At 48.6% G+C, this 13394-nt stretch carries 14 protein-coding genes; 7 read left to right on the plus strand and 7 right to left on the minus strand.

Annotated features, from left to right (window positions below):
- Positions 1–460: 460 nt before the first annotated feature.
- The 3 genes from V7D78_RS06030 to V7D78_RS06040 all read right to left on the minus strand — a co-directional run bounded on the left by V7D78_RS06030 (position 461) and on the right by V7D78_RS06040 (position 2499).
- Positions 461–1279 carry a hypothetical protein gene (locus V7D78_RS06030; RefSeq protein WP_333607535.1) on the minus strand — a complete coding sequence of 273 codons (819 nt, stop codon included), beginning with the start codon at positions 1277–1279 and terminating at the stop codon, positions 461–463.
- A 377-nt stretch (positions 1280–1656) separates the two neighbouring features.
- Positions 1657–2001, minus strand: a complete 345-nt coding sequence (locus tag V7D78_RS06035; RefSeq protein WP_333607536.1) for a hypothetical protein — start codon at positions 1999–2001, stop codon at positions 1657–1659.
- Positions 2002–2097: 96 nt separating this feature from the next.
- Positions 2098–2499, minus strand: coding sequence for a hypothetical protein (locus V7D78_RS06040; RefSeq protein WP_333607537.1), 402 nt, complete (start codon positions 2497–2499; stop codon positions 2098–2100).
- A 483-nt stretch (positions 2500–2982) separates the two neighbouring features.
- On the opposite strand from V7D78_RS06040, the gene V7D78_RS06045 reads away from it, so the two are divergent.
- Positions 2983–3444: a methyltransferase family protein gene (locus V7D78_RS06045; RefSeq protein WP_333607538.1), complete on the plus strand. Its 462-nt coding sequence runs from the start codon at positions 2983–2985 to the stop codon at positions 3442–3444.
- A gap of 3 nt (positions 3445–3447) precedes the next feature.
- Here the strand turns inward: V7D78_RS06045 and V7D78_RS06050 are convergent, their stop codons facing one another.
- Complete coding sequence (locus V7D78_RS06050; protein WP_333607539.1) at positions 3448–3981, minus strand: cytochrome b; 534 nt, start codon at positions 3979–3981, stop codon at positions 3448–3450.
- Positions 3978–5030 carry a catalase family peroxidase gene (locus V7D78_RS06055; RefSeq protein ID WP_333607540.1) on the minus strand — a complete coding sequence of 351 codons (1053 nt, stop codon included), beginning with the start codon at positions 5028–5030 and terminating at the stop codon, positions 3978–3980. The genes V7D78_RS06050 and V7D78_RS06055 overlap by 4 nt, the downstream gene beginning before the upstream one ends.
- A gap of 132 nt (positions 5031–5162) precedes the next feature.
- Here V7D78_RS06055 and V7D78_RS06060 point away from each other — a divergent pair, with 132 nt between their 5' ends.
- Both V7D78_RS06060 and V7D78_RS06065 read left to right on the plus strand, forming a co-directional pair.
- The gene (locus V7D78_RS06060) at positions 5163–6452 is read left to right on the plus strand and encodes a S1C family serine protease (RefSeq protein WP_333607541.1); all 1290 of its coding nucleotides are present in this window, start codon (positions 5163–5165) and stop codon (positions 6450–6452) included.
- The gene (locus tag V7D78_RS06065) at positions 6440–7423 is read left to right on the plus strand and encodes an FHA domain-containing protein (RefSeq protein ID WP_333607542.1); all 984 of its coding nucleotides are present in this window, start codon (positions 6440–6442) and stop codon (positions 7421–7423) included. Before V7D78_RS06060 ends, V7D78_RS06065 begins: the two co-directional genes overlap by 13 nt.
- Before the next feature lie 66 nt (positions 7424–7489).
- Here V7D78_RS06065 and V7D78_RS06070 read toward each other — a convergent pair whose 3' ends face one another.
- Positions 7490–8446 (minus strand): hypothetical protein, encoded by a 957-nt coding sequence (locus V7D78_RS06070; protein WP_333607543.1) that lies wholly within the window; start codon positions 8444–8446, stop codon positions 7490–7492.
- A 157-nt stretch (positions 8447–8603) separates the two neighbouring features.
- Here V7D78_RS06070 and V7D78_RS06075 point away from each other — a divergent pair, with 157 nt between their 5' ends.
- Together V7D78_RS06075 and V7D78_RS06080 are read left to right on the plus strand one after the other, a co-directional pair.
- On the plus strand, positions 8604–9233 hold the full coding sequence (locus V7D78_RS06075; protein ID WP_333607544.1) for a trimeric intracellular cation channel family protein: 630 nt from the start codon (positions 8604–8606) through the stop codon (positions 9231–9233).
- A gap of 28 nt (positions 9234–9261) precedes the next feature.
- Positions 9262–10419, plus strand: a complete 1158-nt coding sequence (locus V7D78_RS06080) for a DUF418 domain-containing protein (protein ID WP_333607545.1) — start codon at positions 9262–9264, stop codon at positions 10417–10419.
- A 72-nt stretch (positions 10420–10491) separates the two neighbouring features.
- Here V7D78_RS06080 and V7D78_RS06085 read toward each other — a convergent pair whose 3' ends face one another.
- The gene (locus V7D78_RS06085) at positions 10492–11229 is read right to left on the minus strand and encodes a hypothetical protein (RefSeq protein ID WP_333607546.1); all 738 of its coding nucleotides are present in this window, start codon (positions 11227–11229) and stop codon (positions 10492–10494) included.
- Positions 11230–11744: 515 nt separating this feature from the next.
- On the opposite strand from V7D78_RS06085, the gene V7D78_RS06090 reads away from it, so the two are divergent.
- Complete coding sequence (locus V7D78_RS06090; RefSeq protein WP_333607547.1) at positions 11745–12599, plus strand: hypothetical protein; 855 nt, start codon at positions 11745–11747, stop codon at positions 12597–12599.
- Positions 12600–12655: 56 nt separating this feature from the next.
- Entirely contained in the window at positions 12656–13285 is a 630-nt protein-coding gene (locus tag V7D78_RS06095; protein WP_333607548.1) for a YigZ family protein, read from the plus strand.
- The last annotated feature ends 109 nt before the right edge of the window (positions 13286–13394 follow it).

Genomic DNA, 13394 nt, shown 5'->3' on the forward strand with positions numbered 1-13394 from the left:
TGACAGTCGAGATGACATTATCGCTGCGATAGACTTTCTGGTTACCGGCATTTAACGCTTAACTCAACCGACGCGTAGCGGTCGGCTACAATTTCTTGTTATATGGCCTATCGAAAGCGAACATGTTTGGCCACTCTGTTTTGTAGTAACCGGATGAGCTCGGGGTCCATTCGGTCATAGTTGTCTGGTATATCTAGGCACACAAGCTTTTTCCCATGAAGCAAGTCTTGGAATTTCTTTGAGATCTTATTCCTGTGGGTCTTTTCCATGACGAATATAACGTCCGCCCACTCAACCAAATCTCCGCTTACGACCGTCTCGGCGTCAGCATTCGTTCCTGCTCCTATTGCATTAATCCCTTCGTACTGAGAGAAGACTTCTTCTCCGGTAGGACTCCGCAATCTGTTCTCACTGCATACGAAGAGCAGGTTCATAATTTTTCCGCCATATAACGCCGCGTTCACCGGCTTGTCCGGTGCAACGCATTGTTAGGGCTTGGTTTAATCAGCCACAATGCAGCCACACACGACAAAACTAAAGTGAAGCCGACTGACAAGGTAATAAAGTGTATGAATTGCTCAGGCAACCCGAACACAAAAGGTAACATCAAAACTCCAGGAACCAAGAACACTGGGCCAAACATAGACATCGGCATGGGGGCTGGAAATAGGACTAAAGCGGCCAAGAGTATAAAAACACAGCGCCTGCCATTAGTGTTTATGGAAAATATCGCAGCTACCTTTCTTATCAAAAGCCAACCTGGGACGATTATGACTACTGCATATATCAGAAAACTCAGGGCTATCAATGCCAAGTAGCCCGCTTTTTCATTCAATGACGGTAGAGGATGTTGCTTGTTAAATTCCTCTGGGCTTACTACGGGACGAGCAGCCTTCACATCTTCAGGCGTTTCTGGAAGATGAACTAACCCACGGTTAGAGAGTTCATTCTTTAGCTGGTAATAAAGAGCGATTCCTTCTTTAGAGAATTGCCTTTTATCATGCTCATAGAAGCTCAAGCGGATATAGCCCATGTTTCCCGATTGATATAGAACGCCATAAAACACTTCGAAATCGCCTTTGCTATATCTGCGCTCTTGCCTTTTCTCAACCACTCTATCCGCCTCAAGTATTGGTTTCCACGTTTCCCAATCGTTTTCTTTCAAGCTGAAGCCAAGCGATGCCAAGGCGAGATCAATATTCTCTAACGCAGCTAGCTTGTCATTTGCCGCCTCGATCTTATAGTTTGCGTGAGGCACAGTGATACTTTTTGTGACCATGATGCAGCCTTGTAAAAGTAGGCAAGCGATTGCTATCAAAAGGTATTTATTCGGCACTCTGCCTCCACTGCCTAACACTTATTCGGCGGAAAAATCCGTGATTAAATACGGACTTTTCCGCACTTGTAAATTTATTGTATTTAACACTACATCTCTTCTTTTGGAGTTACAATAACTTGTAGGTATAACTGATAATAAGATTCAACAAATACGGATTAATCCGTCTAACAAGCGCTGAGTGCATGGAGATGCGAACAGGATATTTTTACAATATTTAAAGTCTGGCAAAGGTTAGGAATATCCGTAATTGGCACAAACCGGCACGAATTAAATCGTGAAATCATTGGTTCAGTATGACAACTATCAGTTGGCGTTACTTATTTAACTGCCGCTGCGCATTTTTTGGTAAGGGCATCAAGTTCTTTAAAAAGCTCAGTATCCTCTGCCGTGAAGTTAAAGCATGACTTGCCCTGCATTTTTTTGCGCAGGGCATCACTGATCTCATTTAGCAGAGTGGGATCTTCATAGACTGGCATCAGGTGATAGCTCACATAAGACTTTTTTACCTGGGCGGCACCGAAGAACTGAGGCTTGGCCTTGGGGGTGGTGGTAGCTAGCTCAATGTAGAAGTTGCCTGGCTCATCTGTCTTTACCGAAAAGCCAGTGGTGTGCTTGCGAAGTATTTTAGACAATGCAGCGAAGGTTGAAGCAAAATCGGGCATGGCATCATTCCTCGTTAACTTTATCTTGCTAGCGGTGTCTTATTCGATAACCACAGTTTTCACCATCTCATTAAGTGACAACACCGCCGCTTGGCACTACCACCAAAGCCGCAGCAGGCTGGCAGCAATTAACGCCAGGTAAGTCACGGCGACAGTGGGCTTTACCGCTTGGCGGGCATAACCCAGGATCAGCTGCAGCGGGCCCTGCCGCTGGTATTGCCATTGGCTGTGCCACTGGCAGCCGATGTCCTGCGCTTGTAAGATGGCTTGCTCTAGCTGCAACAATCGGTCGGCTGCCCGCTGCTGCCAGGTTTTCAGCAAGGCTTCATGAAGCCAGAAAAAGCCGATAACCCCTAGTATCAGCTCAATGCCGGCGGCGTTTTTCAGTAGCCAGAGCCATACCAGAATAGTAGCTACTTTCAGCCACAGCGCCTGTTGCTCTTGTTTGTCGTAACTTTGTTGGACTAACAGCCATTCGGCCTGATTTTTGTCGGTCATTGGGCATCCCTGCTGCTTGGCGATAGGTTAAATACACTTAAGTTGTTGCTTCAGTTTAGCGGGTAATTGCTGAAGATCAGCATCATTTTTTTGGGGTCAGCTGTTGATTTTTTGACTTTCTGGTCGGGAGGCAAAAGGCAATGCAAGATGAAAACCATAAACTCGGTAAAGTCCTCGCTAATTATTTCCGGTCAAATGCTGGTTAGTATGATTGAGCAATTAAAAACAACAGACCGGGCTTGATACTGGACGAGGTATTGCCTGCTTAGTGCGCAAAACGATAATTAGTGCTTGGCAAGGTAAATATCTGCATTTGACACAAAGTGACGATCGACGAAGTAGTACTCAGCGTGAAATTAATGGTGTAGTGTATTTGTAACCTGTGGTTAAGCTCACTTGCAAAGACGTGGTCAGTTAAGTGCAATTAACCACTCTATGCTAAACATTTACAATCACCGTGAAATGCTACCATTGGAGATAAAGGTGCAAAAACTGGAATTACGTATTCCGCCATTACTGCTGATGATGGCCGTAGCGCTGTTCATGGTGCTGATGGTGCAAAGCTGGCCAATGTTTCACTTTACCCTGCCTTTTGGCCACTGGCTGGCATTGAGCTTTTTGCTCTTCGGCGTAGTAGTGGCCTTGCTGGGCGTGTTGACATTTCGCCGCGCCAACACCACGGTAGACCCACGCTATCCAGAAAAATCGGCCAGTCTGGTTGTTAGTGGTATTTACCGCTATAGCCGCAACCCTATGTACCTGGGTTTTTTGCTGATATTGCTGGCGGTAGCCTGTTTTCTGGCGCATGCGCTGGCCTTTGTCTGGCTGCCGTTATTTGTGCTCTATATGAATCGCTTTCAGATTTTGCCGGAAGAGCGCTTTATGCAACAAAAGTTTGCTGCCCAGTTCAGCCAGTACAAAACACAGGTACGACGCTGGCTTTAACGGTTATTTGCCGCCGGTCATGCTTTGCAACACGCCATCTCGTTTAATCAAACCATGATGCAATGCTGCAGCAATATGCACTAATACCAGCGCAATTAACCCCCAGGCAATAAGTCCGTGGAGCTCCCGAAACAGCCCATAGAGCGGCAAACTCACTGGCAACAAAGATGGCAAAGCAAACAGCTCAAACACCACCACCGGCCGGCCTGCCGCATTTTGCATTAAATAACCGGATAACGGCATCGCAAACATCGCCGCATATAGCAGTACATGCGACACACGGGCAATGCGCTGTTGTATCGGTGGGATGCTGGAGGGCAACGCCGGCGTCTCGCTATTAAGCCTGATCGTCAGCCGGATGATCACCAGTAATAATGCCAGCACACCAAAAGATTTATGCAGCCCAAGCAAGGTGAGTTGCCATGCCGCCAGGCTTTGCACCATGGCCAGACCCGCAAACAGTAAAGACAGCAACAATAACGCCATGGCCCAATGTATCAGCCGCAATAGCTTGTGATAGCGAACAACGTCTGTCATGGCCGGGCCCCCACAGTGGTGTTAAGTAACTGCTCGCGGGCCCGCCGCCGGTAAGACTCGGCATAAGCGGCTGAACGCGCACGTAAAATAGGGTCGGCAGATGCTTGCATGCCAAGCGGTAAGATTAAGGGGTCGAAGTTAATCGCATCACAAGAACTGTTATCTGTGGTGAGGACTTCGCGGATAAGCAACTGCCCGGCAATCAGCTGTTGCCGCTCAGCCGGCCACAATACCGTAGGATCAGCAGCATCATCCTGAGGCTGTGCCAAAGTAAAACTCAGATTAAAGCGCACCGGTTGTTGTGCTACACGACGGGTAAATTCCTGCTGCAGCACATCCGCAGCCAGTTCCTCACCCAGCACAGCCACACTGAGTGGCTCTGCCACAGGGACCGCAGCCCAACGTACCGCTTGCTGCTCGCCCTGCTGATTCACTAAGTAAAAGGCATTAATGCTGTGGTAACGCTCAGTGGCAAAGCTGCTGCTGGGCTGATAACCTGCTTGCCATTGCCGAAAAGTCGCGGTTTCCGGGTGAGAGGCAAAAAAAGCCGCAATCTTCTGCGCATCGCGCTGGCCTGTTAGTGGATCAGGCGCTAATACTTGTAACTGCTGATAAAAGGCTTCCGCTGTGCGCACCGGCATTACCGGCGGAGTATTCATAGCAGTGTGCCAGCGTTGCCGCCCTTCGCCGATACTCAGCGCCAGGCTACGCACTGGTGCTGCTAAGTCAGGCGCTGTCGGATTATTGCCAGCAACAGAAATGCGGCCGATAAAGGGTGTCACGCCTTCCGAAAATAGCTGAGCCTTAGTCAAGGACGCCAACTCACCAGAACTGACAAAGTCACCGGCAATACAAAAGCCTTTAGCATGAGCACGGCGAAAGCCCGCATGCACCTTATCGCCTTGTTGTAAATCAACAAAGGCCTGAGCAGTTACAGCGGATTGCCCAACACCACCAGCCACCAACCACAATGCAGCAGCCAGACCAGCAACAACAACAGCAATAATAGTGTAGCCTAAGGTGACAGAGCCACTATTTGACCGAAACATAACAACATCCAAACTGCATTTAAATCTATCTTAGTAACTACGCCGTTAAATAACCAAGCGATCAGCAGCTGCTACTGGTAATTTTGCCCGCCAGCCGTTATTTTGATAGCTCATTTAACAAGGATGCCCCTTATGTTGTACAAAATATTTACCGGGCCTGGTTTGCTGCTGAGTGTGCTGCTGAGTGTGCTGCTAACGCTGCCAGTGGCGGCAGACACGGCGCAAAATGTGTTTAGTCATTATCAGGATGCACTGATTCAGGTGCAGGTGATTGAAAAACAAACCCAGCGTAAATCCTCAATCGGCAGTGGCTTTTATGTCAGCGAAGATTTACTGATCACCAATTATCATGTCATTGCCAACCGGGTACTGTCTGAGCAGCAATATCAACTGATGGCCAGTGTTAATGGCCAGTCGCAACAGACCAATGCCATGGTAGAGCTGGATATAGTAGCGCTGGATGTGGTGAATGACTTAGCCTTGCTACGTACCAGCCAGCTAAGCTCGCAACCGTTCAGGCTGGCCGCGGCCTTGCCGTTGCAGGGTGAGCAGGTGTTCAGCCTGGGCAACCCGCATGATTTAGGTATGGTGGTGGTGCCTGGCACCTACAACGGTTATAAACAGCAGAGTTTTTACCCACGCTTACATGTAACCGGCTCGATTAACCCGGGCATGAGTGGTGGCCCCAGTGTTAATGCGCTGGGTGAAGTGATAGGCGTCAATGTCGCCACCGGCGGTAACCAGCTGGGATTTGTGGTACCTATGGCCGAAGTGGCCAGCTTGCTGCAACAAGTACCCGAGCAACTGCCTGCGATCAGCGAACTTAAAACCCAGATGTTAGCGCAGCTGCTGCATAATCAGCAGCAAATGCTCAGCCCTTTGCTCAGCGCCGACTGGCAAATGCAGGCCCTGGGTAAAGGCCGGGTGCCGGAAAATATTGCGCCTTTTATTCAGTGCTGGGGCCGCGCCAACCCGCCACAACAAAATGAAGGTCTGAACACCGCTACCGCCTTTTGTGGCCAGCGTGAAGAAATTTTTCTGAGCTCACAGCTGAATACCGGCAAAATTCAAATGCAGTTTGAATGGGTAGATGGCAGCAGCCTGCCTGCACTGAAATTTAACCAGCACTACATGGCTAAAATTGGCTATGCCAATGCCGATAACCGCGCCGGCCAGCGTGATGTCACTGAGTTTAGTTGCCACAGTGATATTGTTGGCCTAAACCAGCAGGCCACCCGGGTGATTTTTTGCGTGCGCGCTTATAAAGCTTACCCCGGCTTGTTTGATGCACTCTACCTGGCGGCCACTGTCGCCCGCGAACAACAGGGCTTTATCAGCCATTTTACCCTGGCCGGGGTCAGCGCGGATAACGCGAACGCCTTTGCCCGTAAATTTATGGAGGCAGTGGTATGGCAATACTAGTAGAGCTGCTTAATGCCCATGGTAAGGTTATCGGCCTGCATAAATTTACTCAGTCACAGATCCGTATTGGCCGGGCTTATGATAACGATGTGATCTTACTTGACCCCCACAGCTGCGCGGAACATGCATTGTTAACGCTAGACGACGAAGGCCAATGGCAGCTGTCTGATCTGGATTCGGTTAATGGCACCCGCAATAGTCAGGGCCAGCGGGTGAATACGCAAGCCATCAGCCAGTCCGGCCAGGAGTTTACGCTGGGTAAACAACGCTTGCGGGTGATCTTCAGTGATCAGCCGGTAGCGGCCACCCAGCCATTATCCAAAAGCGTAGAGGCATTGCGCTTATTAAGCTCAGTACCTTATTTACTGCTGTTGATACTGCTAATCAGCCTGAGTATGGCCTTCGATTTCTGGTTGGGCGCTATTGGCGAGCAGGCGAACAACTGGCATCGCCAATTGTTACTGATCCCCATCATTTTGCTGGCCTGTGCTATCTGGCCTGCTTTTTTGGCGTTATGGGCCCGCTTCAGCGCGCATGAACCCCGATTACGCCAGCAAGTGGCCTTAACCTATAGCCTGATCTTGCTTTGGGTGTTATGGGATATGCTCAGCTCCTGGCTGAATTTTAACGTTAACAACAGCGGCATCAATCTGGTGTTGCATCAGTTGGTACCGGCGATACTGCTACTGAGTTTTTTCTGGCTGGGCTTTAGCCTGATGAGCATGAAAAAACGTTGGCTGCAGGGCTTGCTCACTTTGTCACTGAGCTCGCTATTCTGGCTAATGCCCTATCTGCAGTCGGCCACACCACAGATGGCGCCGCAGTATCAATCTCAACTGTTACCGGCTGGCTGGCTGTGGCGCAGCCCTACCGAGATGGAGCAGTTTCTGCAAGATAGTGGCAATATCTTTGCCAAGGCCCAGCAGCAGACTGAAGCTGCTGCAGCAAACGAAACCGAGCCAGACAACTAAATGGCTCTGTCGATAAAACAAAAACGCCTCTGTAACCAGAGGCGTTTTTGTTTGTCAGGCGTTAGCTTATTCAGCTAGCAGCTTCACATTAGCAAACTCAATCATTTGCTCTGGTGTTTGCATCACTGGCAGTAACTCGCCACTTTCAATGGCAGTCAGTGCCAGAGGTTCAGTAAAACCAAAGCTTAACGTCAGCTTGTTTGGTTGATTAACAAAATTCACCAGACTTTCTTTAAAGCTCAGAGGTAAGGTTTCATCAGCAGCCAACCCCATCAGCGCCATACCACGTAAAGCGTCAAGCGGCGGCATCATGCCTGCCTGGCTGCCCATATCAACCATCCGCTCAATAAAGCCGTTGTTGTTAATCACTAACTGACCGTCATTAATGGCTGCCGTCATCAGTTTTGCGGTAACATCAGCAATATAACTATCTTGCATGCTTAACTCTTGCTGCTCAGCCGGGCTTAATTCACTTAACTCTTTAGCGTAGGCCCATAACTGCTGCATCTGACTCAGCGTAAAACGGTATGACAAACTCAACTCGTCGTTAATGCGGGTATCTTGTTCAAACAGCAACTCACCACTTGCTGGCGTATAACGGTATTGATAATCGGCATGTAATGCCAAACCCTGCACAAAAACACTGATGTCAGGTGGCAGTAACTGTAATACTGGCCCCGCCAGTTTCACCCCTTGTATTTGCGCACTGGCTTTATCCGCCAGACCACCATTTAAGGGGATACCTTTAGCAACAACACTTTCAATAGTCGCTACCTGTCCTAAGCCATCAACACTGACGTCCATGCCGCTAATAGTGTAAGTTGAGCGCAATACATTAGCCGATACCGACTGGTAACCCAGGTTGATTGCCGGCATCAGGCCATTTCCTGCCATTTCAGCGTAAGATTTATTCGCCAGCTCAATTTGCTCAATAATGACGCCTTCAGCATGCTTGTTCGCATAAATCACGCCACCTACAGCCGCTACCGCTACCACTGCAGCAACCACTATCACCTTATTCATACTAATCCTTTAATTGATGTTGTTTATAACGGCTAAATGCTATCACAAGCTATTTGCCAGCTAAACGGTTGAAGCAGATTTTTTATAAAAGATTTACCTACTGGTCAAAGCCTGTTAATTTTGCCGCAGCGCAGCAGGTATCAATTCAGAGGCCGTTATGACGTATTTTCAATGGTTTGATTTGTTAGGCATTGCCGTTTTTGCCATTTCCGGCACGCTGGCGGCCTGGCGCAATCATATGGATGGCTTTGGTGTTATTGTTTTGGCCAGTGTTACTGCTATCGGCGGTGGTACCCTGCGTGATCTGATTTTAGATGTACCCGTTATCTGGATGAACAATAACAGCTATTTTTATACTATTTTTATTGCCGCCGCCGCCACTATTTTACTGGTACGCAACCGCCTGACTATACCTAATAATACCCTGCAAATACTGGATGCCATCGGCCTGGCGTTTTTTGTCATTATGGGTACACAAAAGGCACTGGATCACGGCACGTCCACCCTGGTGGCGATTATGCTGGGCACCATGAGCGGTGTCTGCGGTGGCATGATCCGCGATGTACTGTGCCGGGAGATCCCGATGGTGTTCAGAGGCGAACTGTATGCAGTGACCTGTATAGTAGGCGGCCTGATCTACACCAGCCTGTTAGCGCTAGGGCTGGCACAACTTTATGCCATGCTGGCTGGCATCAGTGGCCTGTTGCTGCTGCGTTTAGCGGCGATTAAATGGCATATTACTATCCCGGTATTTGGTAAGCACCATCACGAACTGAATGAACCTTAATAGTCACACCCTAACAAGGACTGTTTTAATGTCTGCACCACGTTTAAAGCAACTCGATGTGATTCGCGGTTTAGCGATCCTCGGCATTTTGTTAATGAATATCTACGCCTTCTCCAGACCCGCACAATTTGGCCATTTATTGTTGTGGCATGAAGGCGGCTTCAGCACACTGGATGAGTGGCTGTTTAACCTTAACCAGGTTTTCATCATGGGCCGCTTTATAACGCTTTTTTCGCTACTTTTTGGCGTCGGTATGCTGTTAATCGCCGAGCGTTATGGCATGGACTATTTGAAGCGCAGGCTGTATTGGTTGGTACTGTTTGGCGTCATCCACATCAGCCTGATATGGGATGGTGATATATTGCTGTGGTATGCATTAACAGGCCTGTTTTTCATCTGGCGCGGCTACCTGCAACTGGATAGCAGGCAACTGCTGCGCAAAGGGCTAACCTTTTTTGCTATTGGTTTGATTCTACCCACCCTGACCACGCTTTTTGTGTTGATTAGCAATGCACATCCCATTGGTATTCTTGATACTGAACAACTTGCTCATGAAATCGCACTGTGGACCGGACCGCTGGCTGGACAATGGCAACAGATGTTAATCCTCAACTTGTACATGCTGCTGGGCTTTATATTATGCAGTTTATGGATGACTCTGGGGTTAATGTTACTGGGTGCCGGCTTGTATAAAAGTGGCTGGTTTAGTCAGGGCTACTCCGGCAAAGTAACGGTAAGCCTGCTGTTGGCAGGCGCCATTATCAGCGCAGCGGTGCAGCTTGTTGATGCCAATACCGGCTATCAGCTGGCATTAAATGTCACCTTACCTGTCAGCTACATTACGGCTTTATTGATGGCGCTGGCCTATGCCAGCTTAGTGATCCGACACCCGAGCCACTTGTTGCAGCAGTGGCTGGCGCCCTGTGGCCGTATGGCCTTTACGCTGTATTTAAGCCAAAGTGTCATAATGGTGCTGCTGTTCAGAGTGCTTAAACCAGAATGGTTTGCCACTTTGGATCGCCTGCCAGTACTTGGCATAGCGCTTGGTATGATTTTGCTGCAATTGCTGTTTTGCCGCTGGTACTTCAGGCATTTCCAACAAGGGCCACTGGAGTGGCTGTGGCGCAGGTTGAGTAAGCAGCCTGTTGCTGAGGTTTCGCCAGCTCAACAGCTTGAGCAATCATAGCGATTTTACCGTTAAAATAGTAACGTTAAAAAAGCCGGATTATATCACCGGCTTTTTGTTTAAGCTTATCGGTTAGCGACTCACCCGCCTAACTCCCAACAACAATAAACCAACCGCAAAGATGCCCAGTGTGGCAGGTGCTGACACCACAGTGGGCGCCCCCGATGCAGGTAAATAGCCGTAACCATTTCCGGAAACCAGGGTGCCATCTAATGCGCTCAGACCGATAGTAAAAGTGTTACTACCGTCGTTAGTCAGATCGCACAGTGCCGCCAGAGAACAAATTGAACTCATATTAATGCTATACACCAGACTTAATGCTGAATTAGTAGGTAAAGTCAGTATTTGGCTAACACTAAAACCACTTGAGCGACCATCTGGTAATTCATAGCTTTCAAACCTGCTTTCGTTAAACCATTCGGTTAGCCAGTGTGCCGATGGGTGATTTACAGAAACGAAAGGTCCTGCCTGAAAATTAAAATCATACTCTGCATTAAAACGGTAGCGGCCATAGAGCTCTTCATAATTATCCGGCTCTGCGTTGTAATCGTCTCCTTCAATCAAAAACGCGCCCATTACTCTGCTTAATGCCCCCAGGCTTAAGTGACGCGCGTTTGGGGCTGTTGTTACCGCAGAACTGGCTGGAAAACTGTAAGCCATAGTAGCGTCAAAATGAAAATACAGGTTCAGTGCTACCTGCGCATAATCCTGATCTGACAACAAAGTGATAGTGTCGTAAATGGCTGCATTTGCCCAAGCAGCGTTATAAACGGAGTCTGGGGTCGTTACCACGTTGGTATACAGTTTCATGGTGGCGCTATCACTGTCGACACTGGCCCAGGCTGAAGATGCATTGCAGTTACTGGAAACAGTACCGTTAGTTTCCAGGTCCTGCCAAGTACCAGAGCCGGAACCACTCAAAGGTGAGCAACTGGTACTGGTATTTATAATAACAGAAGCATGTGTATGACAAGCAAGCGCAGCTGCGGCAAGCATAGATAGCGTTGTAATAATTTTTTTCAACAATGACACTCCTATTTAACAAAGCGACAAGCATAGCAAATATCAGGCCAAGTCGAAACACCCATAAAAACCAATATAAAACAATATATTAAGTATTAAGCAAGCACATCAAAAAACAATATGTAAAGATATCTGACAAAAAAGGTTGGTATTAGATGCCCTAAAGGCTTTTCACATAATGACAATAAAGGGTTTTCTTCATCAATATTGGCCAATATTTAACCATGCCGTCACCTGAAACTTGCAAATAAGCAACTCCGCTTGTACTTTAGTCCCACTTTTTGAAATCAACATGGTGTTTTATGTCATATCTTTTGTTTTTCAGGCTGTTTACGCTACTCGTCGTTATCGGCATTTCAGGCTGCAGCGTCAATAATCCTCCTTATACTTCTATGAGCCTGATGCGCTTTGAAAGCCCGGAATTAAGCGAAAAGCCACTCACAACACAATTGCATTTCAGCGTCTCTGAAGAACGTCAATTCACCTTGAGTAATAATGCAGAACCAGAAGTGACATATGGCTGTAGTTACAGGCCGGCCTCAGCAACACGCCCTGCCACCTATAATCAGTGTAAACAAGAATATAACGTTTACCGGGGGGCGGTGGCCGTCGCGCCGGGGCTGGAATTCACTTATACCAAACATGCCACTCACCGGGTGTCTGTCAAACATCAGTTTGCTGGTCAGTATAGAGAAGCGGCGGGCTCAGGTAACTGGTCGCAAGCGGTGGTGGCTGGATACAACTGGCAGCAAGCAGACTTTGCCGACGAATTAAGGTTTGAGTTGATAAGTCCGACCGGCGGCAGCAGCAATGGCGTACAAACTAATAGCTGGCAGCAAAAAACCACCGGCTATGATATTGGTTATGTTCTGGGCTATCGTGCCAGCCCCAGCTTGCTGATCTACGGCGGCCCCTATTTATATAAAGGCGCACTAAAAGGCGAGCAGATTCTAACCATAGCCGTAGATAATGGACAAACTCAACGTATCTTTGACCTGAAGAGTTCAGGCCAGCAGTTGGGCGCCAATCTGGCATTGCAATTTAATTTAGGCCAACACTTTATACTGCAAACTGAACTGGTGAGTTCGCAGCTGCGCTGGCAGGATGCTAAAAAAACGGCCAGTCAGTTTAATGTTATGGTGGGTGTGCAGTTTTGATCTGATAACATTTTCAGCTGCGCCCACTCAGGCACAACTAACAAAGATTGGAAAATATGAGCCCCTATACCGAACTGGCCGCGCCGATTGCATATCAGCTAACAGAGAAGAATAGTGAATTCTTGACCTTTCTGCAGCCAGTGGCCAGCCGCGATGAGGCGATGAACTGGGTTAACCAGTACCGCGAGCAGTACCGGGATGCCAACCATGTCTGTTGGGCCTACATTATTGGCAACACCCGCCAGCCTGCAACGCAGGCCTTTAGCGACGATGGCGAGCCGGCAGGCACCGCTGGCAAACCCATGCTACATGTACTGACAGAGCAGGAGCTGGGTAACAGCCTGGCGGTAGTGGTGCGCTACTTTGGCGGGGTAAAACTCGGCGCCAGCGGCCTGGTCAGGGCCTATTCGGCTGCGGTGTCGCAAGCGGCGCAACTGGCGCTAACCTCAGTAGTGCAACCTCAGGTGCTACTGCAACTCTGTGTAGCCTTTGCACTGGAAGCCAGAGCGCGTCAATTACTTAATGAATTTGCTGGCCAATTACTGACAACAGACTACCAGCAGCAGGTACTGCTTAGCGTGCAACTGCCGCTGGCCGCCCTCAGTGAATTCAGTCGCCAGCTGCAAAACATCAGCGCTGGCAGCGCCGGGATAACCTTAGCACAACACCCGTCTGAGCTGGCCTGAGTGTAGTTTCACCGCTAGTGATTTCAAACTGGCAATTCCGGCCATTCCATGGATAATAAGCCCCTATAAAAAAGCTAGCGACGCTGTGTGAAAGCGTCGCCGACAGGAT

This window comes from Arsukibacterium sp. (assembly GCF_036735525.1).
Classification (GTDB): domain Bacteria; phylum Pseudomonadota; class Gammaproteobacteria; order Enterobacterales; family Alteromonadaceae; genus Alishewanella.

What these genes read in the sequence shown, in the direction of transcription:
- V7D78_RS06035 (WP_333607536.1), bottom strand. Translation starts at nt 2,001, where the DNA reads ATGCCCGATTTTGCTTCAACCTTCGCTGCATTGTCTAAAATACTTCGC.
- V7D78_RS06090 (WP_333607547.1), top strand. Translation starts at nt 11,745, where the DNA reads ATGTCATATCTTTTGTTTTTCAGGCTGTTTACGCTACTCGTCGTTATC.
- V7D78_RS06030 (WP_333607535.1), bottom strand. Translation starts at nt 1,279, where the DNA reads ATGGTCACAAAAAGTATCACTGTGCCTCACGCAAACTATAAGATCGAG.
- V7D78_RS06065 (WP_333607542.1), top strand. Translation starts at nt 6,440, where the DNA reads ATGGCAATACTAGTAGAGCTGCTTAATGCCCATGGTAAGGTTATCGGC.
- V7D78_RS06050 (WP_333607539.1), bottom strand. Translation starts at nt 3,981, where the DNA reads ATGACAGACGTTGTTCGCTATCACAAGCTATTGCGGCTGATACATTGG.
- V7D78_RS06095 (WP_333607548.1), top strand. Translation starts at nt 12,656, where the DNA reads ATGAGCCCCTATACCGAACTGGCCGCGCCGATTGCATATCAGCTAACA.
- V7D78_RS06085 (WP_333607546.1), bottom strand. Translation starts at nt 11,229, where the DNA reads ATGAAACTGTATACCAACGTGGTAACGACCCCAGACTCCGTTTATAAC.
- V7D78_RS06060 (WP_333607541.1), top strand. Translation starts at nt 5,163, where the DNA reads ATGTTGTACAAAATATTTACCGGGCCTGGTTTGCTGCTGAGTGTGCTG.
- V7D78_RS06075 (WP_333607544.1), top strand. Translation starts at nt 8,604, where the DNA reads ATGACGTATTTTCAATGGTTTGATTTGTTAGGCATTGCCGTTTTTGCC.
- V7D78_RS06055 (WP_333607540.1), bottom strand. Translation starts at nt 5,030, where the DNA reads ATGTTTCGGTCAAATAGTGGCTCTGTCACCTTAGGCTACACTATTATT.
- V7D78_RS06070 (WP_333607543.1), bottom strand. Translation starts at nt 8,446, where the DNA reads ATGAATAAGGTGATAGTGGTTGCTGCAGTGGTAGCGGTAGCGGCTGTA.
- V7D78_RS06080 (WP_333607545.1), top strand. Translation starts at nt 9,262, where the DNA reads ATGTCTGCACCACGTTTAAAGCAACTCGATGTGATTCGCGGTTTAGCG.
- V7D78_RS06040 (WP_333607537.1), bottom strand. Translation starts at nt 2,499, where the DNA reads ATGACCGACAAAAATCAGGCCGAATGGCTGTTAGTCCAACAAAGTTAC.